Raw genomic sequence first — 25,348 nt, forward strand, 5'->3', positions numbered from 1 at the left:
CACAGCCAGCCCCTAGAGTGTGCACAGCATTAGAGGGTGAGTTCACCCGGGACGAGGGGTGATCTATGGCGGATCTGCCGGACGTGCGGTTCTTGACGGTCGCCGAGGTCGCCGAGCTCATGCGCGTCTCGAAGATGACGGTCTACCGCCTCGTGCACGCCGGAGAGCTGCCCGCGGTGCGCTTCGGTCGAAGCTATCGCGTGCCAGAATCGGCCGTCGCAGAGGTCGTGCAGCGGCCGGTGTCCGACGTCGGCTAGACTGATCCGAGGCTTTTTCCAACGCCTGCTGTTCCCGGGGGCCGACATCGGCACCCAGACCCCGACTTAGTGAGGTTTTCCGTGGGTTCTGTCATCAAGAAGCGCCGTAAGCGCATGGCGAAGAAGAAGCACCGCAAGCTGCTTCGCAAGACTCGTCACCAGCGCCGCAACAAGAAGTAAGCGGCCACTACACCGAGCGCCTGTCCTGATGTGACGGGCGCTTCGTGTATCCGTCGCACCGACCGCCCTCTCGGAGGCACGCATGCAGTCCATCTCCATCCACGATCTGCACGCCGGACGCCAGCGTCCGCTCATCGACGTGCGTGAGGAGCACGAGTTCGCCGCGGGCCACGTGCCGGGTGCCGTGAATCTGCCCATGTCGACTCTCGGCGATCACCTCGACGAGCTTCCCGCCGAGCCCTTCGACGTGATCTGCCAGGCCGGCGGCCGTTCCGCGCGCGTGGTCGAGGCGCTGTCCGCGCGCGGGCACGACGCGACGAACGTCGAGGGCGGCACGGGTGACTGGATCGCCGCAGGCTACGACGTCATCACCTGATCGGCGCTGCCTCCACGATCCGCGTGTGTACCGGACTCGGGTGGTCCGTGCCTCATAGGATGGATTCGTGACCACCCTCACATTGATCGGGAAACCCGGCTGTCATCTGTGCGATGTGGCCGAGCAGATCGTCGAGAGCGTCGTCGCCGACCTTCCCCCCGCCGTCGCCGATCGCGTCGAGATCGAGCAGGCCTCGATCGCCGACGACGTCGCGTTGTACGAGAAGTGGTGGGAGAAGATCCCCGTCGTCCTCATCGACGGCGAGCTGCACGCGCACTGGCGCGTCTCGGCCGACCGTCTCCGCGCCGCGTTGCTGGCGTCCGAGTCCCAAGGAGCCTCCGCGTGAGCATCCGACACATCGTCCTCTGGAAACTCGCCGCGGACGATGCCGACACCCGTGCTCTGCATGCCGAGCAGATCTCCGAGCGACTGCAGGGTCTGGTGGGCGTCGTCACCGAGATCGAGCACCTCGAAGTGGGCCAGAACGTCGCCTTCCCACACAGCAACTGGGATGTCGCCCTGGTGAGCGAGTTCGCCGATGTCGAGGCTCTGCAGCGTTACCAGGTGCACCCCGCTCACCAAGAGGTCGCGGCCTTCGTGCGCTCGGTCGTGGCCGAGCGTTCCTCGGTCGACTACCCGTTCTGAGCCGGTAGCGCGCCACGGCGGCGCGTCGACCACGTCTTCCTGACGTCACCTGCGCGCCCCGTGCGGCGGATGCCGGTGTTGCCGGATGCGCCGATCTCGGGCTCGACGCGTCCGACCGTCAGCCGATGGGGCGCGTGCTCACCGGCACCGGCGCCAGGGCGATGCGCACGCGCACGCGGTCGTCGAGCCGCTGTTCGGGGGTGTGCTCGACGACGACGCGACTCCCGTCGGATGTGCGGACCGTCGAGCGCCGGACGCCCCCGAGGAAGGTGCTGTCTTCCACCACGGCATCGATGCCCGGTGCGTCGTCGCCGACCAGCACGACGTGCTCGGGACGGACCACCACTTCGCAATGACCGTCGCTGACAGCCCGGGCGAGGGGCAGCTCCTGACCCCAGACTTCGACCACCGCTCCCTCGACGATGCCCGGCACCGCGCTGACCGGGCCGAGCACGTCGGCGACGGCGACGTCTCCGACCCTCGCGAAGACCTCGTCGGGCGCGCCGTCCGCGACCACACTCCCGCGATCCATGACGACGAGGCGGTCCGCGACCGCGGCGGCCTCGGCGGTGTCGCGCGTGACCCACAGGGTGGTGACGCCAGCGCTGCGCAGCTCGCGGACGAGGTCGTCACGCGTCCGGGAGCGGGCCGCCGTCGGCAGCGCCGCGAGAGCGTCATCGAGAACGAGAGCTTTCGGCCCCGCGGCGAGGGCGCGGGCCAGAGCCCACCGCTGCCGGTCGCCGTGCGACAGGCGGTGGGCGAGTTCGTCGCCGATGGTCAGGCCGACCACCGCACTCAGCCGCTCCGCCGTCGCCGCCGCATCCGCCGTGCCCGCGCGCCGAGCGGCCGCGACGATCGCGGCATGCGCGCGTGCGAACCTCGCGACCGGCGTGTGATCGCGCACCTCGATCACTCTCGGGGCCGCCGCTCCTGATCGCCCATCGATCGTGACGACACCGGCGTCCGGACGTTCGGTCCCCGCCACGATGCGCAGCAGCGTCGACGCGCCGCACCCCGACGGTCCGACGAAAGCCACGACAGCACCCGCGTCGATGTCGAGATCGATGCCGCGCAACACCGGCGAGCCGGCGCGATCACGGCGGATGCCGCGCAGCGCCATCGCCCAGCCCCGTGCATCACCGGGAGGCGGGTCGGCGAAACGGGAGGCTTTCATGGCCTCACGGTAGGGGGTGTCGATGACGCGACGACGCCCGGGGAATGAACCCCGGGCGTCGGTCGCAGGAACCATTGCGTGGGGACGCCAGCGGGGCGTGAACCCCGGGCGTCGGTCGCAGGAACCTTACGGGGCCAGGCGGGTCGGGCCGCGGAAGAGGTAGGTGACCTCGCGGATCGACGACTCGCCCAGCAGCAGCATGAGCACGCGCGCCAGGCCCATGCCGAAGCCGCCGTGCGGCGGGGCGCCGAAGCGGAAGAAGTCGAGGTAGAAGTCGAGGTGCTCGGGGTCGAGGCCCTTCTCTTTCGCCTGCTCGACCAGAACGTCGACGCGGTGCTCGCGCTGCGCGCCCGTGGTGATCTCGACGCCGTTGAACAGCAGGTCGTACGACTTCGTCAGTCCGGTCTCCTCGTCGCGCATGTGGTAAAACGCGCGGATCTCGGGGTGGTAGTCGGTGATGAAGACGAACTGGTGACCGAACGTCTCGGCGACGTGCGCCGCGATCTGGCGCTCGCCCTCGGGGTCGAGGTCGCCGTCGGTACGGGGGATGTCATAGCCGCGGGCGGCGACGATCTCACGGGCCTCGGCCAGCGGGATACGCGGGAACGGCAGCGACGGAACCTGCACCTCGACGCCGAACAGCTCCTGGATCTCGGCGCCGTGCTTGTCGGCGACCGCCTGGAACGCCGTGTGCAGGAGCTCCTCCTGCATGTGCGCGACGTCCTCGTGGGAGTCGATCCAGCTGATCTCGGCGTCGATCGAGGTGAACTCGGTCGCGTGACGGCTCGTGAACGACGGGTCGGCGCGGAACGCCGGCGCGATCTCGAAGATCTTGCCGAAGCCGGCGACCTGGGCCATCTGCTTGAAGAACTGCGGGCTCTGCGCGAGGTAGGCCGTCTTGTCCTCGAAGTACGGCACCTCGAACAGTTCCGCGTTGGACTCCGACGGGGATGCCATGAGCTTGGGGGAGTGCACCTCGATGTAGTCGCGCTCGACCCAGTACGTGCGCATGGCGTGCTCGAGGGTCGTCTGCACGCGGAAGATGAGGTTGTTGCGGCGCTGACGCAGGTCGATGAAGCGCCAGTCCATGCGCTTGTCGGGGCTGCTGTCGGCCGCGATCGGCGTCTCGGGGTTGGCCGCGGCCGCGATCACGAGCTCGCCGACCCTGATCTCGACGCCGCCGAGCTTCACGCGCTCGTCGTGCTTGAGCTCGCCGCGCACGGTCAGGAACGTGCCGGTCGCGAGCGCGCCGATCGTCTCGGTCAGGGCGAGGGCAGCGGCATCCTGCTCGGAACCGTCTTCGGTGGGGCGCGTCGCCGGGTTCACCAGCTGCACCGCGCCGGTCTCGTCGCGCAGCACGACGAACTGCACCTTCTTCTGATCGCGCACGGTTTCGACCCATCCCGACACCTCGACGGGGCCGGCGGGAAGGGATTTCAGCTGGTTGACCAGGACGCGTTCGCTCACGATCGTCCAGTCTACGTGCGCTGTCCGCGCGCGACCGGGCGCATCCCTACGATGGGGGCGTGACCTACTCGCTGCCGCCGGAGTCGTTCCGGACGCTGCGTCCGGAACCGGCCGCGCGCAAGACGCGGGGGTGGGACGTCGCGCTCACGATCGTCCTGCTCGTGCTGCTCCCGTTGGCCGCGCTCGGCGCCTCGTACGCGGGCGTGCTGCTGGCCTTCGCGGCCGATGCGTGCGGATCCGTCGTCTGCGACGCCGGCTTGATGAACACCGGCTTCTGGCTCGCGGTCATCTCGCCCTGGGTGGTCTTCGTACTCGGTGTCGTCGTCGCGATCGTGCGGCTCGTCCGGCACCGCCTGGCTTTCTGGGTGCCGTTGGCGACCCTCGTGGGCATGGCGGCGGTGTGGTTCGTCGCCGCTGCCTTCGTCGGCGCCGGGGTCTCGGCATCCTGAACCGCTCCGGGGCAACCCCCAGGAACCCGGCCTGAGCGGGGCCTAGCCTGGAACGGGCGTCCGGACGGGCGGCCGATCACCGAGCGCGAAGGCACCCGATGACCGACACCACCCTCACCCTCCGCCCGCTGCGCGCGGGTGCCGCCTCCGATGAGGGCCAGTCGTGGCTCACGTCGCTGGCGGACTGGACCGTCTCGCTGATGGAGGTCATCGGCCCGGTGGGAGCCGGTGTCGCGATCGCCCTCGAGAACCTGTTCCCGCCGCTGCCGAGCGAGGTCGTGCTACCCATGGCGGGGCTCACCGCCAGCCGCGGCTCGTTCACGCTGTTCGAGGCCCTGCTCTGGACGACGCTCGGATCCATCGTCGGCGCGTTCATGCTCTACGGTCTCGGGCGCTGGCTCGGTGCCGCCCGGCTGCGCGCGTTCGCGGCCAAGATGCCGCTGCTGCACCCCGAGGACGTGGACCGCACGGTGGCGTGGTTCGAACGGCACGGCGGCAAGGCGGTGTTCTTCGGGCGCATGATCCCGATCTTCCGCAGTCTCATCTCCATTCCCGCGGGCGTCGCCAAGATGCCGCTGTGGCGCTTCGGTCTGCTGACCGGGGCGGGCAGCCTCATCTGGAACACGATCTTCGTGCTCGCCGGCTACCTGCTGGGCGAGAACTGGCACGTCATCGAGCAGTACGCCGACATCCTGCAGTATGTGGTGATCGCGGGCGTCGCGGTGGGTGTCGCGTGGTTCCTGTACGCGCGCGTCCGCTCGCTGCTGGCATCCCGCCGCTCCGAAGCCTGAGCCCGGTTATCTCCACGTCGAGGCAACCGGCATCCGGACTCAGTCAGACCACAGAACCCGCCCGTAGACTGGCGTCGTGCCTGCCGATCGCCTTCATCTCGTGCGCCACGGAGAGGTCCACAACCCCCGTCGCGTGCTGTACGGTCGGCTCCCCGGGTTCGGTCTGAGCGTCGACGGGCGCCGGATGGCGCGGCAGGCCGCGGAGTACGTGCACGCACTCGAGCGGCCCGTGACGGCACTCGTCGTCTCGCCCCTGCAGCGCACCCGCGAGTCGGCCGAGCCGTTCGTGCGCCTCTTCGGCATCGAGCCCTACATCGACGACCGGGTGATCGAGCCGACCAACGTCTTCGAGGGTCGCCGCATGAAGCAGGCGCTCGCGAACCCGCTGAACTGGCGGCATCTCAGCCGACCCGAGATCCCCAGCTGGGGCGAGCCGTACGAGCGCATCGTCGCCCGGGTGACGGATGCCATGACCGACGCCTGGGAACGCGTGCCCTCGGGCGATGTCGTCGTCGTCTCGCACCAGTTGCCGATCTGGGTGACCCACCTCGCCCTCTCCCACCAACCCACCCGCCACGACCCCCGCAAGCGCCGGTGCGCGCTGTCGAGCGTGACGAGCTTCGAACGGCGAGACGGCGCCGACGGCTCGACGCGCTTCGTCGAGGTGGCGTATGCCGAGCCGGCGACGACAGCCGGAGCCGTCGACGTAGGAGCCGTGTGATGCGCCGAGTCCTCACCTCCGCCGGAGCCCTCGCCGCCGCGACGGTCCTCATCGCGGGTCTGTGCGCCTGTACGCCCGACCCCCTGGCCGAGCAGTATCGCGCGGGAGACAACAAGGGCTACATCGCTGCCAACGGTCTGCAGTGGCAGGAGATCCCCGAGGCCGACCGCGGCGACCCGGTGTCGTTCTCGGGCACCCTCGACAACGGCTCGCCCGTGTCGAGCGCCGACTACGCCGGCAAGGTGCTGGTGGTGAACTTCTGGTACGCCACGTGCGGCCCGTGCATCATCGAGGCGCCCCGACTCGAGCAGGCGTATCAGACGTTCCAGGGTCAGGACGTGGCCTTCCTCGGCATCAACACCTATGACCAGCCGGCGACCGCGCTGTCGTTCGCCCGCGACCACGGGGTGTCGTACTCGAGCGCGATGGCCGTCGACGACGGCGAGCTCAAGCTCGCGTTCGCGGCCAAGACGACGATCAACGCCACCCCCACGACCCTCGTGCTCGACAAGCAGGGCCGCGTGGCAGCCCGGGTCATCGGTGAGCTGCCCGAAGCCTCGATCCTCGAGTCGATGGTGCGCACCCTGGTCGCGGAGCCCGCGTGAACCCGGGCGCTCTCGTCTTCGACGGGGCGCTGTGGGTCGCCCTCCCCATCGCCCTGGCCGCCGGCCTCATCTCGTTCCTCTCGCCCTGCGTGCTGCCGCTGGTCCCCGGCTACCTCGGGTACATCGGCGGTGCCGTCGCGCCGCGCGGAGGCTCGGCATCCGGAGCCGGTCGCGGTCGCCTCCTCGGCGGCACGCTGCTCTTCATCGCCGGGTTCACCGTGGTGTTCATGGCCGTCAACGCCCTCGGCGGCACGGCGGGAGCGTTCTTCGTCCGGTACGGCGACGTGATCACGCGCGTGCTCGGCGTGGTCATCGTTCTCATGGGCCTGGTCTTCATCGGGCTGTTCGGTATCGCGCAACGTTCGGTACGGGTGCAGGCCAAGGGCAACCTCGGCCTGGTGGGCGCACCCCTGCTGGGGATCGCCCTCGGCATCGGCTGGACGCCCTGCATCGGCCCCACCCTCGCGGCGATCATCTCGGTGTCGTACAACCTCGGTGACCCCGGCCGGGCGGCGCTGCTCGGACTGGCGTACTCGCTGGGTCTCGGCATCCCGTTCCTGCTCCTTGCGCTCGGTTTCGGCTGGGCGACGCGCTCGGTCGCGTTCATCCGCCGCCACATCCGCGTCGTCAACGTCATCGGCGGTGTGCTTCTGGTGGTTCTGGGCCTGGCGATGGTCACGGGCGTCTGGGGCGCGTGGATGTCGTCGCTGCAGGGGGTGATCGGCGGTGTCGAACTCCCGCTCTGACGATCGCGAGCCCGACGGCATCGAGCGCAAGAGCGCCGAGACCGCGCGCTCGCAGCCCGATCCGTCCCGGCACGAGCACCCCCGGTCCGACCGAGGGAAGAACGTGAACGATCCGCTGCGTCCGTCCGACCACGCCGATTCGGCGCCGAGCGACGCGGCGGCATCCGACGACGACATCACGCAGCCGCGCCTGGGCGTCGTCGGCTGGGCGCGCTGGGGCTGGCGCCAGTTGACCAGCATGCGCACGGCCCTCGTGCTGCTGCTGCTGCTGGCGATCGCCGCCGTGCCGGGCTCGCTGGTGCCCCAGCGCACGGCCGACCCCAACGGCGTCACGCAGTACTTCACCGACAACCCCGATCTCGCGCCGGTGCTCGACAAGCTGAGCCTGTTCGACGTGTACACCTCGCCGTGGTTCTCGGCGATCTACCTGCTGCTGTTCGTCTCGCTCATCGGCTGCGTGCTGCCGCGCACCAAGCACCACTGGAAGGCCCTGCGCTCGCAGCCGCCGCGCACCCCCGCGCGCCTGTCCCGCCTGGACGACCACCGCACCCGCGTGCTCGCCGTCGACGGTGATCCGGATGCCGTGGCCTCGGGCGCGATCGACGCTGCGGCCGCGCAGCTGCGCAAGAGCGGGTACCGCGTGGCCCGCTACGACGGGCGCGGGTCGTTCTCGGTCTCGGCCGAGCGCGGGTATCTGCGCGAGACGGGCAACCTCGTCTTCCACGCCGCCCTCGTGGGGGTGCTCATCGCGGTCGGCGTGGGCGGCGGATTCACCTACACGGGCCAGCGTGTCCTGGTGGAGGGTCAGGCATTCACCAACAGCCTGCTCGACTACTCGTCGTTCAACCCGGGTCGCTTCGTCAGCGGCGACACCCTGACGCCCTACGCGATGACGCTCGACCGGTTCGACGTCACCTACGTCCCCCCGGGGCAGCCCGGATCGGGCCAGGCGGGTGACTTCGTCGCGCACATGACCACCCAATCGCCGGGCGGTGAGCCGCAGGACGGCGAGGTGCGCGTCAATCACCCGCTCGACGTGCAGGGCGACCGTGTCTACCTGCTCGGCAACGGCTACGCCCCGACGGTGACCATCCGCGACGCGGACGGGCGGGAGGTGTTCCACGACTCCGTGGCCTTCCTGCCCCAGGATGCCAACATGACCTCGCTCGGCGTGATCAAGGTCGCCGACGGTCTGCCCCAGCAGCTCGGGTTGCTCGGCTTCTTCTACCCCACGATGGACGTGCTGTCCTCGGGCGCGCTCACCTCGACGTACGGTGCGCTCGAGTACCCCGTGCTGACGCTGCGCGTCTACGAAGGCGACCTGGGCATCGACGACGGCACGCCGCGCTCGGTCTACACGCTCGATCCGTCGGGCATGACGCAGATCGCGGGCGGCGACAGTGGCAACCCGGCGATCCAGCTCATGCCCGGCGAGACCGAGGACCTTCCCAACGGCCTCGGCACCATCACGTTCGAGAACGAGGCGCCCGCGGGGGCTGTCGGCTACGACGGCTCGGTGAAGCGCTTCGCCTCGCTGTCGATCCACCGCGACCTCGCCGGACCGTGGGTGCTCTCGTTCGCTTTGCTGGCCCTGCTCGGTCTGTTGGCGGCGCTGTTCGTCCCGCGCCGACGCATGTGGGTCAAGGCGACGCCCGGGCCGGAGGGGGTGCGGATCGAGTACGCCGGCCTCGCCCGCGGGGAGGACCCCACCCTCGCCGCCGCCGTCGACCAGCTCGCTGAGAAGCACGGTGCCACCCTTCCCCGCCCGAGCCAGCCCGACACCGGAAAAGTAGACTGACACCATGCCCGGAACCGATCCGCTTCTCCTCGATGAGATCTCGCTCCTCCTGGTGTGGACGGCGGTCGCCATCTACGTGTTGGCGTTCATCGCCTACGCCATCGACCTCGCGCGTCGGTCCGACCTCGCGCTGAAGGCGAAAGACGAGGTCGTCGCCCGCGAGCTCGTGACCGCGGGCGGCGGGGGAGTGATCTCGTCGGGCGCCGGGTCGTCGGCATCCGGGACCACCGCCAAGCCCCGCTACCTGTGGGCCCGTCTCGGCGCCGTGCTCACGGCGCTCGGGTTCGTGTTCCACCTGGCCGCGACCGTCCTGCGCGGCGTGGCGGCCGAGCGCGTGCCGTGGTCGAACATGTACGAGTTCGCCATGACCGGGCTGCTGCTGATCGTCGCGGTGTACCTCGCGGTGCTCACCCGCTACGACCTGCGCTTCCTCGGCTCGCTCATCACGGGCCTCGCGGTGCTGCTGCTCGGCGGGGCGACGCTGGCGTTCCACGTCGAGGTCGTGCCGCTGGCCGACCCGCTGAAGTCGGTGTGGCTCGTCGTGCACGTGTTCGTCGCGAGCCTGGCGACGGCGCTGTTCGCCCTGGCGTTCGGCCTGTCGGTGGTGCAGCTGATCCAGACGCGACGCGAGCGCAAGCTCGCCGAGGCGCCCGCGGATGCCGAACCGAAGCGCAGCTTCCTGCGCACCGTGCCGAACGCCGACGCGCTGGAGTCGCTGGCGTACCGCTTCGCGATCGTCGGCTTCATCTTCTGGACCTTCACCCTCATCGCCGGCTCCATCTGGGCCAACGACGCGTGGGGCCGGTTCTGGGGCTTCGACACGAAGGAAGTGTGGACCTTCGTCATCTGGGTGCTCTACGCCGGATACATCCACGCCCGCGCCACCCGCGGCTGGCGCGGCACCCGTTCGGCGTGGCTGTCGATCATCGGCTTCGCCGCGGTGCTGTTCAACTTCACGATCGTCAACGTCTTCTTCAAGGGCCTGCACGCTTACAGCGGCCTGACGACGTAGGGCGCCCGTGCGCGCCTGCCCGGTTCGTTGAGTGTCTAAAACACGCAGCACCGGGCCTGGCCCCAACGGCGTGTCGTGGACACTCACGTGTCGCTGCGGCGCGGGCCGGGGCGGGGCTTTCGCGACGCGCACTCCTGACGCGCACTCCTGTTGAGTGTCCAGGACACGCCGTGAAGCGTCGGGCCGCAACGGCGTGTCGTGGACACTCAACGAGCGAGGGCTCGGCGCACCGGGCCGACGATGTCGTGCTGCGGTGCGGTGAGGTGGTGGGCGACGACGCGGATCAACGTCCACCCCTCCTCCGCGATCGCACGCCAGCGGTCGGCGTCACGTCGGAACTGCTCGGGATCCGCGTGCTGACGCCCGTCGTATTCCACGGCGACACGGTGCTGCGGATACGCCATGTCGAGTCGCGCGACGAACGTGCCGGTGTGCGTGCGGAGCGTCCAGTTGAGCTCGGGCTCGGGAAGGCCTGCTCGAACCAGGATGCTGCGGACAATGCTCTCGCGTGGTGACTCCGATCCGGGTCGCACGAGCGCCGCTGCCTCGCGGAGAGCGATCGCACCGCGACGGCGTGCGGTGAGGGCGACGGAGTCGAGCTCTGCGCGGGAACCTCCGTGCGAGAGGATCCAGTCGCCGGCCGCCACGAGATCCTCGACGCCGAGTGACTCGCCGAGCTGCGCCCAGGTTGCGACGCGCGACGCAACGGGAAGGTCGCCCAGCAGGGTGATCTCGTCGCCGCAGAGGGCGAGTCGGTGACCGATGACATCGCGTGTGCGGGGCTCACGGGCGGGCGGTACCGCGCTGATGTGGAGCGCGGTGCCGGGCGTGGGGGGAATCGGCATCCCCCACAGTGCCGCCGAGGTGGCATGGCTGAAGAACTGACCGCCGTTCATCCTCGGGAGGTATGCACGGCATCGGTCGGCGACGGTCTCGAGCGGGTCGGCCCCGGTGTGGCGTACGCCGTGAAAGGGAGCGCGCACGTCTGTCGCCGAGAACCTTCGGCGGGGGATGCCGAAGCGGTCGGCGTCGCGGATATGGAACGGTCGATCGAACTCAGCGGGGAGCGGGCGGGGCTGCATGACGATATGAGACAGCCCGCCACGACCCGGCCGTCGCAGACCCCTGCCCGCCCTGTGGAGCCACGCTCTGTGGAGGAGCGGTCCCCGTCCGCAGCCCCCCGTTGAGTGTCCACGACACGCCGCACGATGCGGGGTGCCTACGGCGTGTCTTGGACAGTCAACGGGGAGGGGGCGGCAATCAGGCCACGGGGAGGCGGGCGGGGCGGGCCGACGTCGTGCGGCGGCGCACCACGATCAGCGTCGTGACCACGAGCGACAGCACGGCCCAGATCACGAATCCGGCGATGCCCGCGACCACGCCGCCCGATGACGACAGGGCGCCGAGCATCGCGGAATACACCGGCGCGGTCGGCAGCAGCGAGGCCGCCGCGGCCAGGGCGGGCGGTACCGTCGAGACGATCGTCGCCGCCAGGGCGAGGGCGCCGACGATCGCGGCGATCCATCGACCGGCGCCGCCGAACACGGCGACGAGCGCCTGGTGCACCGCCGCGAACGCGATGCCGGCCGCGACGCAGATGAGCGCGAACAGCGCCCAATCGCCCCAGTCGTACTTCGACGCGATCTGAACGACCCCGGCGACCAGCAGGCCCTGCACGGCGCCGACGGCGGCCGCCGGCAGGAAACCGCGCAGCGCGACCAGCGCCGACGGACGACGGCTGGTCAAGGCCCGCGCCGAGACGGCCTGGAAGGCCACGAACGACGCGAGACCGCCGAACCACAGCACGGCCATCGCCAGCAGAGGGACCGCGGCGAGACCGAACAGCGAGTTGCTCGCTCCGGTCGTCGACACCGGGTCGGCGACGACGGCGGCGAGGCTGGCAGCCTGGGCGTCGGTGTAGGTCGGCAGGGCCTTGACGGCGCTGTCGAGGCCGTCCGCGAGAGACGACGTGCCGGATGCCACCTGCCCGACGCCGTCGGCGAGCTGGCCGGCGCCGGTCTCGGCGTCGGAGGCCCCGGATGCCAGCTGCGACGCTCCTCCCGCAGCGGTCTGTGCTCCGGCGGCCAACTCCGACGCTCCGCCGGCAGCGGTCTGTGCTCCGGTCGCCAGCTGCGATGCTCCGCCGGCGGCGGTCTGTGCTCCGGTCGCCAGCTGCGCGGCGCCGTCGCGCGTCTGCGCGAGTCCGCCGGCCAGCTGCGATGCGCCGGAGCTCAGGGTGTCAGCACCCGTTCCCAGTTGCCGCGCCCCGTCTCCGATGCGGGTCGCGCCCGTGGCCAAGCCGTCGACGCCTCCCGCGATGGTGTTCAGGCCGGATTCCGCATCGCGGGCGCCGCTCGCCAAGCCCGCGGCGCCGTCGGCCAGTTTCGCGTTGGCGTCTGCGATCGCACGCACACCGGCGGGCAGCTGCGCCGCCTGCCCTGCGACGCGCCCGATGTCAGCGACGGTCTGCTGCGCTGCCGGGAGCTCGGCGTTGGCGCGGTCGGACGCTGCACGCAGCTGCGCGCACAGTTGCGGATTCGCGGTGGTGTCGCAGGAATCGGCGAGGCGTTGCAGGTCTGCCGCGGCCGTGCCGAGAGCGTCGCTGACCCGTGGGGCGGCGGCGGCCACGTCGTTCGCCGTCTGCTCGAACCCCGGAGGGATGGCATCGGCGATCTGGCCGACCTGATCGGCGAGCTGGCGATTGCCCGAAGCGATGTCGTCGGCGCCGCTCGCGAGCGTGCCCACGCCGGCTGCGGCATCTCGGGTGCCCTTCGCGAGCTCGGTGGCGCCATCGGCGAGCTGCGTGGCGCCGTCGGCGATGCCGGCGGCCCCTCCCGAGAGTCGACCCACCCCGTCGGCGAGCTGGTCTGCGCCGGTGGCGAGTCGTCCCACGCCTCCCGAGAGCTGGTCCGCGCCCGTTGCGAGGCCACCCACGCCGCCGGCGAGCTGGTCTGCGCCGGTGGCGAGTTGCCCCACGCCTCCCGAGAGTTGGTCCGCACCCGTCGCGAGCTGTCCTACGCCGCTCGAGAGCGCACCCGCGCCGCTCGAGAGCTGGCCCAAACCGTCGCGCAGCCCGCTCGCTCCCGTCGCGGCCTGCCCCGCGCCGTCGGCGAGCTGGTGGGCGCCGCTCGCGGCGGTACCGAGCTGGTCGCTGAGCGAGGTGAAGCCCAGGAAGACGTTCTGCAGGTACTGCGATGACAGCTCGCTGCCGAACACGCTCGAGGCGGTGGATGCCAGTTGTGCGGTGATCGCGCCGTCGACGACGCGGGCGTCGGGGGCCGTCACGACGCCGATGGTCGCCTTCTCGGGCGTCTCGCCCGGGCGGGTCGACAGCGACGCGGTCGTGAAGTTCTCGGGGATCGTCACGACCGCGGTGTAGGTGCCGTCGGCGAGGCCCGCCGCGGCGTCTTCGTCGTTCGAGATGATCCAGTCGATGTTGCTCGGCTGGTCGTCGGCGCCCTTGACGAGACCGCCGGTGAGCTGGCGGCCGAGGGGGACGAGCTGACCGTCGAGCTCGACGGCCTTGTCGTCGTTGACGATCGCGGCGGTGATGTTGTCGAGCCGCTCTGTCGGGTTGTACAGCGCCGCCACCAGGATGCCGCCGATGACGGCGGGCAGCAGCAGCACGCCGAGCAGCGTCAGCCAGGTGATGGGACGGCGCGAGCGGGAGCGCTCGACGGGGAGAGTCATGCGAACACCTCGGAGAGATCGGCGAAGGTCTCGGGCTGGTCGGGTTCCGATGCGCGGTGGCGGCGCCGCGTCGGGAGGGAAAGGGATGTCACGTCGGGGCGATGGGCCTCGGCCAGCAGGGCGAGAGCACGGCGTTCGTCGCGGGCCGACACGATGAGCGTGAAGGGCGAGGCCGCATCGCCCGATCGCTCGCGCACGGCGTCGGCGGCGCGACGCAGCACGTGGGCGACCTCGTCGCGCGCATCGTCGTCGAGACGGTCCACATCGCACGCGACGACGATGCGCGATCCGCCCGCGACGGCTTCGCACACCGCGCGCGCGGCATCGTCGGGATCGTCGAGCAGGGCGACCCCGACACGGGAGCGCACCGCACCCGCCCGCTCGGGCACGAGCAGACCGTCGACGCGCAGGCGCCCGTCGATGCCGGCGAGGCGGCCCGACAGCGCCAGGAGCAGCGCGCGGGTGGCGCGGCTCTCGCCGGTGACGAGCAGGGTGCCGCCGTAGCCGAGGCGCAGCGAGACGTCGCGGAACACCGGCTCGTCGGCATCCGAGGATCCGACCGTGCGCAGGTCGTCGGCGGCGATCGCGATCGCGGGCTCGCTGGGCCAGTCGGCCAGGCGTACCTCCCGTTCGACGGCCTCACCCTCGACGTCGAGCTTGGGCAGCAGGCGGTCGAGCCAGCGTGGCATCCACCAGGCCTTGGCGCCCAGGAGGGCGAGGACCGCGGGAACGAGCGTCATGCGCACGAGGAACGCGTCGACGGCGACGCCGACGGCGAGGCCCAGCGCGATGGGCTTGAGGCTGGAGTCGCCCTCGGGGACGAAGGCCACGAACACCGCGAACATGATGACGGCGGCGGCGACGACGACGCGGGCCGAGCCCACGAATCCGCTGCGAACCGCGCCCAGCGCCACCTCGCGGGGCGTGCGGCCCTCGCGGTCGGCGTGCACGTAGTCCTCGCGCATGCGCGAGACGAGGAACACCTGATAGTCCATGGCGAGGCCGAACAGCACGCCCATCACGACGATCGGCATGAAGCTGATGATGGGGCCGACCTTGGCCACGTGCAGGGCGTCGGCGAACCAGCCCCACTCGAACACCGCGGCCACGACACCGAACGATGCGGCAACCGACAGCAGGTAGCCGCCGGCGGCGGTGAGCGGCACCCAGATCGAGCGGAACACGATCATCAGCAGCACCAGCGACAGACCCACGACGAAGAGGCCGAAGGGAAGGAGCGCGGCGCCCAGCTGATCGGAGATGTCGATGGTGACGGCGGTGTAGCCGGTGACGAGCAGGCGCACGCCGAACTGCTCGAACAGGCGGTCCTCCTGCGCGCGGAGCTCGCGGACGAGGTCGGCCGTGCGCGGGTCGTCGGGCGCCGTCTCGGGAACGATCTGCACGATGCCCGTGTCGGCGGTCTCGTTCGGGGTCGCCAGCGCCACCTCGGCGACGCCGGGGATCTTCGCGATCTCGTCGCCGATGTCCGTCATGAGCGTGAGCGGGTCGTTCGAAGTGACGATCGTGCCGGTCATGATGAGCGGACCGTTGGCGCCCGGTCCGAAGTACTGGTCGGTGAGCTCGTACGCGGTCCGCGCCTCGTCGCCCTCGGGCAGCTGCCCCGCGTTGGGCAGGGTGAGGGCGAGCGACGCGGCGGGGATCGCCGTGACCCCGAGCAGGCCGATGACGGCGACGGTGGTGACCACCGGATGCCGCGTGACCAGGCCCACCCAGCGTCCGGCGGGTCCGTTGCGCTCGGTGCGGGCGGGGGCGGCCGAGGCCCTGCGCTCGCGCTCGGCGGCGGCGTCGGCGACCGCCGCCGCGTCTTCGGCGGCGGAGGTCCCGCGACGGCGGCGCGACGGCTTCTTCGTGCGCGTGAAGCCCCAGCCGACCACGCGGTCGCCCGCGAAGCCGAGGAACGCCGGGGTCAACGTCAGCCCCACGCACACCGCGATGGCCACGGCGACCGAGGCGGCGATGCCCATCGTGGTGAGAAACGGGATGCCGGCGAACCCCAGGCCGATGAGGGCGATGAGCACCGTGATGCCGGCGAAGACGACGGCCGAGCCCGCGGTGCCGACGGCGCGGGCCGTGGACTCCTCGGGGTCCATCCCCGCGCGGGTCTGATCCTGATGTCGTGACACGATGAAGAGCGCGTAGTCGATGCCGACCGCCAGGCCGAGCATCACCGCGAGCAGGGGAGTGGTCGATGACACCGTGGCGAAGCCGGTGGCGATGAAGATGAGGCCGATCGAGAGAGCGACGCCGAGGATGGCTGTCGCCAGCGGCATCCCGGCCACCAGGAACGAACGGAACGTCACCATCAGCACGAGGGCGGCGATGAGCACGCCGAGGGCCTCGGTGAGCGAGGCGCCGGGGATCTCGGTGGCGAACAGCTGACCGCCCAGCACCGCCTGCGAGCCGCTCGGCAGCGCCGCGCCCAGCGTGCTCGCGGCTTCGCGCAGGCCCTCTTCGGTGGCCGTCGGCACCTCGGTCGCTTCGCCCGAGAACTGGATGCGGACGATGGCGGCGCGGTCGTCATCGGCGATGCCGCCCGCGATGCGGGTGTCGTAGGGGTCGGTGACGGCCGCGACGAAGTCGAGCTTCGAGATGTCGTCGGTCGCCGTCTCGACGGCGTCCTGATAGGCCTGATCGCGCACGCTCGCCCCGTCTGCGGCGACGACGATGATCTCGGCGCTGGCTCCGCTCACCTGCGGGAACGTGCGCTCGAGCATCTCGAGGCCGGCCTGCGACTCGGTCCCCGGGATCGTGAAGGTGTTGTCGGTGCCCTTGGCGAGCAGGGCGACGCCGCCGCCGGCCAGCACGAGGATGAGCAGCCAGGCGCTCAGGACGCGCCACGGGTGGCGGAACGACCAGCGCCCCAGGGTGTACAGGAATGTCGACACGGCGGCTCCCCCGATCGGTGAACGAGTCGATACATCACCGTATCGGATACATCAATGTATCGTAGTCGTGAAGGGGGCGATTGAACCTGGATCTCCCCCGTGAACAGGAGGACGCGGATGACCGACACCGCCCCCGCACCGTCGCGGCGGCGCGAGAACACGCGCACGCGATTGATGGACGCCGCAGCCGAGATGTTCGCGGAGGTCGGCATCGAAGCGGCGTCCGTCGAGGCCGTCTGCGAGCGCGCAGGTTTCACGCGCGGCGCCTTCTACTCCAACTTCGCCTCGAAGGAGGAGCTGTTCCTCGCGCTCTGCGCACGATCGGCCGAGACGACGATCGCGGCCGTGCGTGAGCGCGTGACCTCGATCGAGGACCGCGGTCTCGACGCCGCGAGCGACGTGATGCAGCTCGTGCAAGAAGTGCTCGAGGTCACCGGAGAGGACCGTCTCGACGTCCTGCTCGGCGCCGAGACGCGCCTGCAGGCGCTGCGCAACCCCGACTTCGCCGCGGCCTACCTCGCCCTCGGGCAGGGGCTCGGCCAGAGCGTCACGCACCTGGTCAGCGACATCGCCGCGGCCCGCGGCCTGACCCTGCGCATCCCCGCCGAGGCAGCGACCGACCTGCTGCTGTCGGTGTGGGGGTCGGCGTCGGAGACCGCGCTCATGACGCGTCTGGATCAGACCCGCGCGCGGAGGTACCTGGCCGAGCGGCTGTCGCAGGTCGTCGGGCTCATCCTCGAGTGAGCTCGAGCAGCGTGTAGCACCGGCGCAGTCGCGCGAGCCACCAGTCGCGCCGCTCCGCGCTGGCCGCGACCCGGTCGAGATCGGTGCCGGTGGGACGGGGCCGTTCGAGGGGCAGAACGCCCCCGCGGGGGACGAGGGGGGATGCCACCACGTCGGCGGTGAAGAGAGCGGCGGTGGCCAGCCCGCAGTCGTGATCGAGCTTCGGCAGGGCGGCCGCGAGGGCCGCTCCCATCGCGAGTCCGATCGAGGTGTCCAGGGCGCTGGAGACGACGGCCGGCAGCCCCGCTTCCGCCACGATCCGGCGGGCGGCGTGCACACCCCCGAGCGGTGCGGCTTTGACCACGAGCAGGTCGGCGGCGCCCGCGCGGGCGACCCGCAGGGGGTCGGCGGCCTTGCGGACGCTCTCATCGGCGGCGACGGGAATGTCGAGATACGCGATGCGCTCACGTAGCTGCGCGAGTTCGTCGACCTCGGCGCACGGCTGTTCGACGTATTCGAGGTCGAACTCCGCCAGCGCGTGAATCGCCCGCTCGGCCTCGTCGACGTTCCATGCCCCGTTGGCGTCGACGCGCACCCGCCCCTCGGGCCCCATCTCCTCGCGCACGGCACGCACCCGCGCGACGTCGTCGGCGAGCACCTGCCCCGCCTCGGCGACCTTGACCTTGACCGTTCGGCATCCGTCGTACCGCGCCAGGATCCGCCGCACCTCGGATGCCGCGACGGCGGGCATCGTGGCATTGACGGGGATCGCGTCGCGCACCGCCGCTGGTGCGTCGCGCCAGCCGAAGTCGAGGGCGCCCGCGAGCCAGACCGATGCCTCGGCGTCGGGGTACTCGACGAAGGGCGAGAACTCCGTCCACCCTCGCGGGCCCTCGAACACCACGGCCTCGCGCGTCTCGACGCCGCGAAAGCGCGTCGCCAGCGGCAGAGCGACGACCTGCGCCGTCGCGAGGACGTCGGCGAGCGGGGGGAGGGGCACGGTGCTCATCCCCCCATCCTGGCCTCGGTGTCGGCGGCCGGGAATAGGCTGACGGCATGCTCTTCGACACCCCGGTGCGTCTCGGCGTCCAGATCCAGCCGCAGCACGTGCAGTACTCCGACATCCGCGACGCCGTCTTCCGCCTGGAAGAGATGGGCGTCGACATCCTCTTCAACTGGGACCACTTCTTCCCGCTCTACGGCGACCCCGACGGCGAGCACTTCGAGTCGTGGACCATGCTGTCGGCGTGGGCCGAACAGACCGAGCGCGTCGAGTTCGGTGCCCTGGTCAACTGCAACAGCTACCGGAACGCCGACCTGCAGGCCGACATGGCCCGCACGATCGACCACATCAGCAAGAAGGGCGGTGACACGGGTCGCTTCATCTTCGGAACGGGTTCGGGCTGGTTCCAGCGCGATTACGACGAGTACGGCTACGAGTTCGGCACCGCCGGCTCGCGTCTGAACGCCCTGGCCTCCGACCTCGACCGCATCGTCGAGCGGTGGGGAAAGCTCAATCCCGCGCCCACCCGCAAGATCCCCGTGATGATCGGTGGCAAGGGCGAGCAGAAGACGTTGCGCATCGTCGCGCGTCACGCCGACGTCTGGCACAGCTTCGTCACGCCCGACGAACTGCCGCACAAGCTCGGCGTCATCGAGAAATGGGCCGAGACCGAAGGGCGCGACCTGTCGGGCCTCGTCGTGTCGAACGAGCTGAAAGACCGGGACGAGTCCGATGCCGACGCGTTGTTCGCCGCGGGTACGCGCCTGTTCACTCTCGGCTTCTCGGGGCCCGACTGGGACTACTCGATCATCGAGCGGTGGCTGGCCTGGCGCGACGCCAAGAACGCCTGACACCGTACGCCGTGATGGCGCAGGACTCCTCACGTCGTCCGCTCGCTCGAGGGCGGAGATGTACGGCATGAATTGCACCCACCGTACGCTGGAACGTGCGCACGTCGTATCCCCGATGTGCCCAGGGAGGTTCTCATGACCGTCTCCGATCTGTTCGATCCCGCCGAGTGGACGCTCGCACCCGGGGCCGAGCGATACACCGACATCACCGCGCACGTCAGCCACGACGGCCGGATCGCGCGGATCGCCTTCGACCGTCCCGAGGTGCGCAACGCCTTCCGGCCGCACACCGTCGACGAGTTGTACGTCGCGCTCGACATCGCGCGTCAGGATCACCGCATCGGCGTCGTGCTGCTCACCGGCAACGGTCCCAGCCCCAAGGACGGCGGGTGGGCGTTCTGCTCCGGCGGCGACCAGCGCATCCGCGGACGAGACGGGTACAAGTACTCGCACGAGGAGCACGTCGTGCACGATCCCGGCCGCGCCGGGCGCTTGCACATCCTCGAGGTGCAGCGGCTCATCCGCTTCATGCCGAAGGTCGTCATCGCCGTCGTGCCCGGTTGGGCTGCGGGCGGCGGGCACTCGTTGAACGTCGTCTGCGATCTCTCCATCGCCAGCGCCGAGCACGGGCGGTTCAAGCAGACCGATGCCGATGTCGGCTCGTTCGACGCCGGTTACGGCTCGGCGTACTTCGCGCGGCAGATCGGACAGAAGTTCGCCCGCGAGATCTTCTTCCTCGCCGAGGAGTACTCGGCTCAGCGCGCCTACGAGCTGGGGGCCGTGAACCGCGTCGTGGCGCACGCCGAGCTCGAGCGCGAGGCGATCGCGATGGCCCGTACGATCCTCGGCAAGTCGCCCACCGCGATCCGCATGCTGAAGTTCGCCTTCAACGCGGTCGACGACGGACTCGTCGGTCAGCAGGTGTTCGCGGGCGAGGCGACGCGCCTGGCGTACGGTACCGACGAGGCCGCCGAAGGACGCGACTCGTTCCTCGAGAAGCGCGACCCCGACTGGTCCGACGTGCCGTGGCACTACTGAGTCGCCCCCGCAGGCGCTCGTGAAGCTCGAGGCTCCGGCATCCGCCGATCCGCGCGACGTGCTGCGGTCGCTGCGCGCCGGCGTGCTGGGAGCGGGACCGGCGGTGGCGTTGGGCGAAGCGTCGGGGCTGCCCGACGATGTGCCCGCGGGAACGGCCGTGGTCGTCACGACGTCGGGCTCGACCGGGGTGCCGAAGTCGGTCGCGATCAGTCGGAACGCCCTCATCAGCAGCGCGTACGCGACCGCCGCCCGTCTCGGCGAGGGGGCCTGGTTGCTCGCCCTGCCGCCGACATACGTGGCCGGCGTGCAGGTGCTCGTGCGGGCCCTGCTGGCCGATCGCGAACCCGCGGTGGTGGCGGGGCCGTTCCGTGCCGAGCCGTTCGCCGCGGCCGCCCTGGGCATGGCATCGCACGAGAACGGCACGCGCGTGCCGACCTACACCTCGCTCGTGCCGGCGCAGCTGCAGCGGCTGTTGGATGCCGCCGACACCGACGCCACGGTCGCGCAGGCCCTGCGGTCGTTCGAGGCGATCCTCATCGGCGGCCAGGCGCTGGCCCCGGCGGTGCGCGAACGCGCAGAGGCCGTCGGCGCGCGGATCGTGCGCACCTACGGCTCCACCGAGACCAGCGGGGGCTGCGTGTACGACGGCGTTCCTCTCGACGGCGTGCGGGTCGCCGTCGTCGATGGCGAAGTGCGTCTGTCGGGTCCGGTGCTCGCCGACGGTTATCTCGGCGACCCCGCGCGCACGGCATCCGTCTTCCCCGCCGACGACGACGGCACGCGGTGGTATCGCACCGGTGACGGGGGAGAGGTCGTCGCGGGGGTGCTGAGCGTGACCGGACGTCTCGACAACGTCATCGTCTCGGGCGGAGTGAACGTCTCGCTCGATCGGGTCGAGGCGGCGGTGCGCTCCGTCGCGGGCCTGGAGTCCGCGGTGGTCGTTCCCATCCCGGATGCCGTCTGGGGGCAGGGCTCCGCGGTGGTCGCGCCCGGTATCGCCGTCGCCGACGAGCCCGGGGTGCTGGAGCGCGTGCGCGCGGCGGTGGGTGCGGCGGTCGGCGCGCCCGCACGCCCGGCGCGCGTCGTGGCCGTCGACGAGGTTCCGCTGTTGTCGTCGGGCAAGCCCGATCGCGCGGCGCTGCGGGCCCTTCTCGCGGCGGACCCCCGCCTCTGACACCCTCCCCGCGGCGCGGGTGGCGTGGGCCGCGGGCTTAGGATGAGCCTCCGTGGCAGCACAGTCTCGTAAACGTTCGCACTCGGCCAAGAAACACCGTCCTCGGGGCAACCCGCAGAAGGCGAAGGGGGCAACGCGGCAGGCGGTCGCCCCGGCCACGGCGCGCGACTGGATCGCGGCGGCGCGCATCCGCACGCTGCCGCTGGCGATCACCCCGGTGCTCATCGGCACCGGCGCGGCCACCCTCGTCGACGACCGGCTCCATGGGGTGATCGCACTCGCGTGCCTCGCCGTCGCGTTCGCCCTGCAGATCGGGGTGAACTACGCGAACGACTACAGCGACGGCGTCCGCGGCACCGACGACGTGCGCGTCGGGCCCGGCCGCCTCACGGGCGGGAAGAAGGCGAAGCCGCGCACGGTGCTCATCGTCGCGCTGGTGTTCTTCGCGCTCGCCGCGGTGATCGGACTCGGGCTGGTGATCCGTACGCAGCAGTGGTGGCTCATCGGCGTGGGCGCCCTCTGCATCATCGCCGCGTGGTTCTACACGGGCGGCAAGCGCCCCTACGGCTACAACGCGATGGGCGAGCTGTTCGTCTTCGTCTTCTTCGGCCTCGTCGCCACTCTCGGCACCACGTGGGTGCAGGTGCAGTCGCTGCCCCAGGAGGCGTGGTTCGGCGCGGTCGCTGCGGGACTGCTCGCGTGCGCCGTGCTGCTGGCCAACAACCTGCGCGACATCGATCAGGACCGCCGGGCCGGCAAGCGCACCCTGTCGGTGCTGATCGGTCGGCGCGCCACGCAGGTGCTGTTCACGCTCTTCGTGCTCGTGCCGTTCGCGATCGCCGTCTTCCTCGCGCTCGTCTACCCGGTGGCGTGGCTCACGCTCATCGCGTTGCTGGGCGGGCTGTCGGCCATCCTCATCGTGTGGACGTACCGCACCCCGCGCGAGCTCATCACGGCGCTGCAGGTCACGAGCTTCACCTCGGTCGCCTACGGGGCCCTGTTGTTCTGGGCGTTCGCGGCCTGACGGGCGCGGGCGTCCGCGGCGTGGCAGACAGCGGGCGCCGGCGTCTGAGCCGACCGGGCTCAGCGCGCGTCGGCGCCGGGCGTCTCGTCGCGGCGGGTCGCGTCGACGACCGCGTCTTCGGCGTCGGCGTCGGTCTCGGCACCGCTGCGACGACCGGTGGCGGTGCGCTCCGCGCGGCGTGCGGCGAGCCCGCCGGTGACGTCGTCGAGCGGGCGTCGCAGGAACAGCAGCGACAGGCTCAAGCCGATCAGCGCCGCGAAGATGGCCGCGAGCCACGGCACCTCCTGGAACACCGGGAAGAACAACAGCACGGCCAGCGGCACGAGGAATGCGAGCAGTCGCAGCACGGTGTAAACGAGGGCCGAGCGAGCACGCATGCTTCCCATTCTACGGCGGCTCCCGAAAGCGCCGGCGCCCGGCCTCCGTCCAGCCGGCGCACGTAGAATCGGGTCATGGCACGGCTGCTTCTCATCCTGGCGCTCGTGGCGACCGTCTTCTGGGTCTACACGATCGTGGACTGCGCCGTGCAGCCGTCGTCGCGACACCGCGGCGTCAGCAAGGGTGCGTGGATGGCCATCGTGATCCTGCTGCCCGTGCTGGGCGGCATCCTGTGGTTCGTCATCGGGCGTGGGCGTGCCGGTCAGCCCGTCCTGCGGCGCGCGCCCGACGACGATCCCGAGTTCCTCGGCCGTATGTCGGTGAGTGCTCGCGCGGATCAGGACGAGCGGATCCGCCGCCTCGAGGAAGAACTCGCGCAACTCGATTCCGAGGCCGACGATCCGACCCCGCCGAAGCCCTCCACCGGGCCCGACGACACCCCGGGCACGGGCGACGACGACCCGCGCGGCCGCGGCGTCGTCGGCTGAGCCGTGATCCCGGTGACCGGCCGTTGCGCCGCGCCCTCGACCGATGCCGCCGCGGCCCTGATGGCGGGTTTCGTCGCGCGCGGAGTGCGACACGTGGTCGTCAGTCCCGGCTCGCGCTCCCAGGCGCTCGCCCTCGTCGCCGCCGAACTCGAGGCCGCAGGACTCATCCGCCTGCACGTGCGCATCGACGAGCGTGTCGCGGGGTTCACCGCCCTGGGCATCGGGCGCGAGAGCGGGATGCCGGCCCTCGTCGTCTGCACCTCGGGTACCGCTGTCGCGAACCTGCTGCCCGCCACGCTCGAAGCGCATCACGCGGGGGTTCCGCTCGTGCTGTTGACCGCGGATCGCCCGCCCGAGCTGCGCGGCGTCGGGGCGAATCAGACCACCCGTCAGCCGGGGCTGTTCCGCTCCGCCGTGCGGTTCGAAGCCGACCTCACGGTCCCCGACCAGACCGACGACGACGGCTCCGCCCAGCAGACCGCGGTCGCCGACGCGCTCGCCGCCTCGGCCCTGGCCGCCGCACGGGGCGAGGGTGCGCGCGCCGCCGGTCCGGTCCATCTCAACGTGCCGCTGCGCGAGCCCCTCGCCGGGGCCGTGCCCACCTGGCTCACCGAGCGGGCGGCATCCGCGCCTGCCTCCGCCGCCGACCGGGCCGAGGTCGCCCGTGCCGATGACGCCGAGGCAGCCTCGGGAGCCCTCTACCAGGGCGGCGGCGGTATCGGTGAGTCCGACCTCCCGCCCGAGCTCGAGGGCGTGCACGTCGTCGAGCCGGGCCCGGCGACCATCGTCGTCGCGGGCGCGGATGCCGGACCCGCGGCCGAGCAGTTCGCACACGAGGGCGGGTTCCCGCTCGTGGCCGAGATCGTCAGCGGTGCCCGTTTCGGGCGTCAGATCGTGCACGGCTACCGCCCTCTTCTGGACGACCCCGAGCTGGGGGGCCGCGTCGAGCGCGTCGTCGTGTTCGGCCGACCGACGCTCAGTCGCGAGGTCACCCGCCTGCTGTCGCGCGACGACGTCGAGGTGGTCGCCGTGCGTGGGCCGGGCGAGCCCGTCAACCTCAACGGCGCCGCCGTCGCCGTCGACTCGGTACGCGTCGGTCCCGGTCCGACCGATCGCGTCTGGCTGGGGGAGTGGATGCGCGCTTCGCGCGCCGCGGCCGTCGACCTTTCTCCGCCCGCGCCGGATGCCGACGGCTTGGCGTCGGCCGTTCCCCACGAGCGCCTGGGCGCGATCAACGCCGAGGTCCAGGTGATACGCGCCCCGCTCGACCGCGCCGCGCTCGCCGATGCCCTCTGGCGCGCGACCTGGCCGCACGACCGGCTGATGTTCGGCTCCTCGCGCCTGGTGCGCGTGGCCGACGAGGTGTTGGGTGGCAAGAAGGTCGCGGTGCACTCCAACCGCGGGCTCGCCGGCATCGACGGCACGATCGCCACGGCGACCGGCGTCGCCCTCGCCAGCCAAGACGACGAGCGTCCGGGCGTGACCCGCGTGCTGCTGGGCGACCTCGCGTTCCTGCATGACATCGGCGCGCTGCTGCTCTCCCCGGGGGAGAGCGAACCGCGCATGCAGGTGATCGTGGGCAACGACGGCGGGGGGACCATCTTCGACGGCCTCGAGGTGGCCGCCGTGGCCGGGGCCGATGCGATGTCGCGCGTGCAGTACACCCCGCACACGGCGCGCCTCGAGCAGCTCGCCCTCGCCTTCGGCTGGGAGTACCACCGCTGCACGACGCGCGTCGCCCTCGACCAGGTGCTGACCGCCCCCACCGGCGGCCGTCACCTCATCGAGGTGCCGCTGCCGCGGTGAGCCCCGTCGCGTCAAGCACTGGCGGGCCGGGCCAACGCCGCGACAC

General features: G+C 71.2%; 26 protein-coding genes. 19 read left to right on the forward strand and 7 right to left on the reverse strand.

What is annotated here, in order from left to right; all coding sequences use genetic code 11:
* Positions 1-65 precede the first annotated feature (65 nt).
* From QE412_RS15520 to QE412_RS15540, 5 genes are all read left to right on the forward strand, one after another.
* Complete coding sequence (locus QE412_RS15520) at positions 66-257, forward strand: helix-turn-helix domain-containing protein (RefSeq protein WP_307485882.1); 192 nt, start codon at positions 66-68, stop codon at positions 255-257.
* Between the two features lie 81 nt (positions 258-338).
* Positions 339-437, forward strand: a complete 99-nt coding sequence (locus tag QE412_RS15525) for a 30S ribosomal protein bS22 (RefSeq protein ID WP_003792170.1) — start codon at positions 339-341, stop codon at positions 435-437.
* A gap of 82 nt (positions 438-519) precedes the next feature.
* The gene (locus QE412_RS15530; RefSeq protein WP_307485886.1) at positions 520-813 is read left to right on the forward strand and encodes a rhodanese-like domain-containing protein; all 294 of its coding nucleotides are present in this window, start codon (positions 520-522) and stop codon (positions 811-813) included.
* 67 nt (positions 814-880) lie between these two features.
* The gene (locus tag QE412_RS15535) at positions 881-1,159 is read left to right on the forward strand and encodes a glutaredoxin family protein (protein WP_307485891.1); all 279 of its coding nucleotides are present in this window, start codon (positions 881-883) and stop codon (positions 1,157-1,159) included.
* Positions 1,156-1,458, forward strand: a complete 303-nt coding sequence (locus tag QE412_RS15540) for a Dabb family protein (RefSeq protein ID WP_307485895.1) — start codon at positions 1,156-1,158, stop codon at positions 1,456-1,458. The genes QE412_RS15535 and QE412_RS15540 overlap by 4 nt, the downstream gene beginning before the upstream one ends.
* 118 nt (positions 1,459-1,576) lie before the next feature.
* Here the strand turns inward: QE412_RS15540 and QE412_RS15545 are convergent, their stop codons facing one another.
* Both QE412_RS15545 and aspS read right to left on the reverse strand, forming a co-directional pair.
* A complete protein-coding gene (locus tag QE412_RS15545; protein WP_307485899.1) occupies positions 1,577-2,632 on the reverse strand; it encodes an ATP-binding cassette domain-containing protein in 1,056 nt (351 codons plus the stop codon).
* 126 nt (positions 2,633-2,758) lie between these two features.
* The gene (gene aspS, locus QE412_RS15550; protein WP_307485902.1) at positions 2,759-4,099 is read right to left on the reverse strand and encodes an aspartate--tRNA(Asn) ligase; all 1,341 of its coding nucleotides are present in this window, start codon (positions 4,097-4,099) and stop codon (positions 2,759-2,761) included.
* Positions 4,100-4,158: 59 nt separating this feature from the next.
* Here aspS and QE412_RS15555 point away from each other — a divergent pair, with 59 nt between their 5' ends.
* From QE412_RS15555 to ccsB, 7 genes are all read left to right on the forward strand, one after another.
* A complete protein-coding gene (locus tag QE412_RS15555) occupies positions 4,159-4,548 on the forward strand; it encodes a DUF6264 family protein (protein WP_307485908.1) in 390 nt (129 codons plus the stop codon).
* A gap of 98 nt (positions 4,549-4,646) precedes the next feature.
* A complete protein-coding gene (locus tag QE412_RS15560) occupies positions 4,647-5,339 on the forward strand; it encodes a DedA family protein (RefSeq protein WP_307485911.1) in 693 nt (230 codons plus the stop codon).
* Between the two features lie 76 nt (positions 5,340-5,415).
* Positions 5,416-6,060, forward strand: a complete 645-nt coding sequence (locus tag QE412_RS15565) for a histidine phosphatase family protein (protein ID WP_307485914.1) — start codon at positions 5,416-5,418, stop codon at positions 6,058-6,060.
* A complete protein-coding gene (locus QE412_RS15570) occupies positions 6,060-6,665 on the forward strand; it encodes a TlpA family protein disulfide reductase (protein WP_307485917.1) in 606 nt (201 codons plus the stop codon). The genes QE412_RS15565 and QE412_RS15570 overlap by 1 nt, the downstream gene beginning before the upstream one ends.
* Positions 6,662-7,411 carry a cytochrome c biogenesis CcdA family protein gene (locus tag QE412_RS15575; RefSeq protein WP_307485920.1) on the forward strand — a complete coding sequence of 250 codons (750 nt, stop codon included), beginning with the start codon at positions 6,662-6,664 and terminating at the stop codon, positions 7,409-7,411. Before QE412_RS15570 ends, QE412_RS15575 begins: the two co-directional genes overlap by 4 nt.
* 103 nt (positions 7,412-7,514) lie before the next feature.
* Entirely contained in the window at positions 7,515-9,209 is a 1,695-nt protein-coding gene (gene resB, locus QE412_RS15580; RefSeq protein WP_307487258.1) for a cytochrome c biogenesis protein ResB, read from the forward strand.
* A gap of 4 nt (positions 9,210-9,213) precedes the next feature.
* Positions 9,214-10,221 carry a c-type cytochrome biogenesis protein CcsB gene (ccsB, locus tag QE412_RS15585; RefSeq protein ID WP_307485924.1) on the forward strand — a complete coding sequence of 336 codons (1,008 nt, stop codon included), beginning with the start codon at positions 9,214-9,216 and terminating at the stop codon, positions 10,219-10,221.
* A 206-nt stretch (positions 10,222-10,427) separates the two neighbouring features.
* On the opposite strand, the gene QE412_RS15590 is transcribed toward ccsB, so the two are convergent.
* The 3 genes from QE412_RS15590 to QE412_RS15600 all read right to left on the reverse strand — a co-directional run bounded on the left by QE412_RS15590 (position 10,428) and on the right by QE412_RS15600 (position 16,817).
* Entirely contained in the window at positions 10,428-11,303 is an 876-nt protein-coding gene (locus QE412_RS15590) for an endonuclease domain-containing protein (RefSeq protein ID WP_307485926.1), read from the reverse strand.
* A gap of 178 nt (positions 11,304-11,481) precedes the next feature.
* Positions 11,482-13,911, reverse strand: coding sequence for a YhgE/Pip domain-containing protein (locus tag QE412_RS15595; RefSeq protein ID WP_307485928.1), 2,430 nt, complete (start codon positions 13,909-13,911; stop codon positions 11,482-11,484).
* Positions 13,908-16,817 (reverse strand): MMPL family transporter, encoded by a 2,910-nt coding sequence (locus tag QE412_RS15600; protein WP_307485931.1) that lies wholly within the window; start codon positions 16,815-16,817, stop codon positions 13,908-13,910. Before QE412_RS15600 ends, QE412_RS15595 begins: the two co-directional genes overlap by 4 nt.
* 117 nt (positions 16,818-16,934) lie before the next feature.
* On the opposite strand from QE412_RS15600, the gene QE412_RS15605 reads away from it, so the two are divergent.
* Positions 16,935-17,561 (forward strand): TetR/AcrR family transcriptional regulator, encoded by a 627-nt coding sequence (locus QE412_RS15605; RefSeq protein ID WP_307485935.1) that lies wholly within the window; start codon positions 16,935-16,937, stop codon positions 17,559-17,561.
* On the opposite strand, the gene QE412_RS15610 is transcribed toward QE412_RS15605, so the two are convergent.
* Positions 17,548-18,549: an o-succinylbenzoate synthase gene (locus QE412_RS15610; RefSeq protein ID WP_307485938.1), complete on the reverse strand. Its 1,002-nt coding sequence runs from the start codon at positions 18,547-18,549 to the stop codon at positions 17,548-17,550. The two genes, QE412_RS15605 and QE412_RS15610, sit on opposite strands and share 14 nt — an antisense overlap.
* 47 nt (positions 18,550-18,596) lie before the next feature.
* Between QE412_RS15610 and QE412_RS15615 the strand changes: the two genes are divergently transcribed.
* The 4 genes from QE412_RS15615 to QE412_RS15630 all read left to right on the forward strand — a co-directional run bounded on the left by QE412_RS15615 (position 18,597) and on the right by QE412_RS15630 (position 22,630).
* A complete protein-coding gene (locus QE412_RS15615) occupies positions 18,597-19,394 on the forward strand; it encodes an LLM class F420-dependent oxidoreductase (RefSeq protein WP_307485942.1) in 798 nt (265 codons plus the stop codon).
* Between the two features lie 135 nt (positions 19,395-19,529).
* Complete coding sequence (locus QE412_RS15620) at positions 19,530-20,432, forward strand: 1,4-dihydroxy-2-naphthoyl-CoA synthase (RefSeq protein ID WP_307485945.1); 903 nt, start codon at positions 19,530-19,532, stop codon at positions 20,430-20,432.
* A gap of 19 nt (positions 20,433-20,451) precedes the next feature.
* Complete coding sequence (locus QE412_RS15625; RefSeq protein ID WP_307485947.1) at positions 20,452-21,606, forward strand: AMP-binding protein; 1,155 nt, start codon at positions 20,452-20,454, stop codon at positions 21,604-21,606.
* Positions 21,607-21,658: 52 nt separating this feature from the next.
* Positions 21,659-22,630, forward strand: a complete 972-nt coding sequence (locus tag QE412_RS15630; RefSeq protein ID WP_307485952.1) for a 1,4-dihydroxy-2-naphthoate polyprenyltransferase — start codon at positions 21,659-21,661, stop codon at positions 22,628-22,630.
* A gap of 59 nt (positions 22,631-22,689) precedes the next feature.
* Here the strand turns inward: QE412_RS15630 and QE412_RS15635 are convergent, their stop codons facing one another.
* Positions 22,690-23,007, reverse strand: a complete 318-nt coding sequence (locus QE412_RS15635; RefSeq protein WP_307485955.1) for a DUF4229 domain-containing protein — start codon at positions 23,005-23,007, stop codon at positions 22,690-22,692.
* 75 nt (positions 23,008-23,082) lie between these two features.
* Between QE412_RS15635 and QE412_RS15640 the strand changes: the two genes are divergently transcribed.
* Positions 23,083-23,496 carry a PLD nuclease N-terminal domain-containing protein gene (locus tag QE412_RS15640; RefSeq protein WP_307485958.1) on the forward strand — a complete coding sequence of 138 codons (414 nt, stop codon included), beginning with the start codon at positions 23,083-23,085 and terminating at the stop codon, positions 23,494-23,496.
* A 60-nt stretch (positions 23,497-23,556) separates the two neighbouring features.
* The gene (menD, locus tag QE412_RS15645; protein WP_373426581.1) at positions 23,557-25,302 is read left to right on the forward strand and encodes a 2-succinyl-5-enolpyruvyl-6-hydroxy-3-cyclohexene-1-carboxylic-acid synthase; all 1,746 of its coding nucleotides are present in this window, start codon (positions 23,557-23,559) and stop codon (positions 25,300-25,302) included.
* Positions 25,303-25,348 lie beyond the last annotated feature (46 nt).

Source organism: Microbacterium trichothecenolyticum (assembly GCF_030818955.1).
Lineage (GTDB): Bacteria > Actinomycetota > Actinomycetes > Actinomycetales > Microbacteriaceae > Microbacterium > Microbacterium trichothecenolyticum_B.

Bases quoted from the DNA above. Each gene is read 5' to 3' on its own strand.
- QE412_RS15520 (WP_307485882.1), top strand. From the start codon at position 66: ATGGCGGATCTGCCGGACGTGCGGTTCTTGACGGTCGCCGAGGTCGCC.
- QE412_RS15530 (WP_307485886.1), top strand. From the start codon at position 520: ATGCAGTCCATCTCCATCCACGATCTGCACGCCGGACGCCAGCGTCCG.
- QE412_RS15545 (WP_307485899.1), bottom strand. From the start codon at position 2,632: ATGAAAGCCTCCCGTTTCGCCGACCCGCCTCCCGGTGATGCACGGGGC.
- QE412_RS15560 (WP_307485911.1), top strand. From the start codon at position 4,647: ATGACCGACACCACCCTCACCCTCCGCCCGCTGCGCGCGGGTGCCGCC.
- QE412_RS15570 (WP_307485917.1), top strand. From the start codon at position 6,060: ATGCGCCGAGTCCTCACCTCCGCCGGAGCCCTCGCCGCCGCGACGGTC.
- ccsB (WP_307485924.1), top strand. From the start codon at position 9,214: ATGCCCGGAACCGATCCGCTTCTCCTCGATGAGATCTCGCTCCTCCTG.
- QE412_RS15590 (WP_307485926.1), bottom strand. From the start codon at position 11,303: ATGCAGCCCCGCCCGCTCCCCGCTGAGTTCGATCGACCGTTCCATATC.
- QE412_RS15595 (WP_307485928.1), bottom strand. From the start codon at position 13,911: ATGACTCTCCCCGTCGAGCGCTCCCGCTCGCGCCGTCCCATCACCTGG.
- QE412_RS15605 (WP_307485935.1), top strand. From the start codon at position 16,935: ATGACCGACACCGCCCCCGCACCGTCGCGGCGGCGCGAGAACACGCGC.
- QE412_RS15610 (WP_307485938.1), bottom strand. From the start codon at position 18,549: ATGAGCACCGTGCCCCTCCCCCCGCTCGCCGACGTCCTCGCGACGGCG.
- QE412_RS15615 (WP_307485942.1), top strand. From the start codon at position 18,597: ATGCTCTTCGACACCCCGGTGCGTCTCGGCGTCCAGATCCAGCCGCAG.
- QE412_RS15620 (WP_307485945.1), top strand. From the start codon at position 19,530: ATGACCGTCTCCGATCTGTTCGATCCCGCCGAGTGGACGCTCGCACCC.
- QE412_RS15635 (WP_307485955.1), bottom strand. From the start codon at position 23,007: ATGCGTGCTCGCTCGGCCCTCGTTTACACCGTGCTGCGACTGCTCGCA.
- QE412_RS15640 (WP_307485958.1), top strand. From the start codon at position 23,083: ATGGCACGGCTGCTTCTCATCCTGGCGCTCGTGGCGACCGTCTTCTGG.
- menD (WP_373426581.1), top strand. From the start codon at position 23,557: ATGGCGGGTTTCGTCGCGCGCGGAGTGCGACACGTGGTCGTCAGTCCC.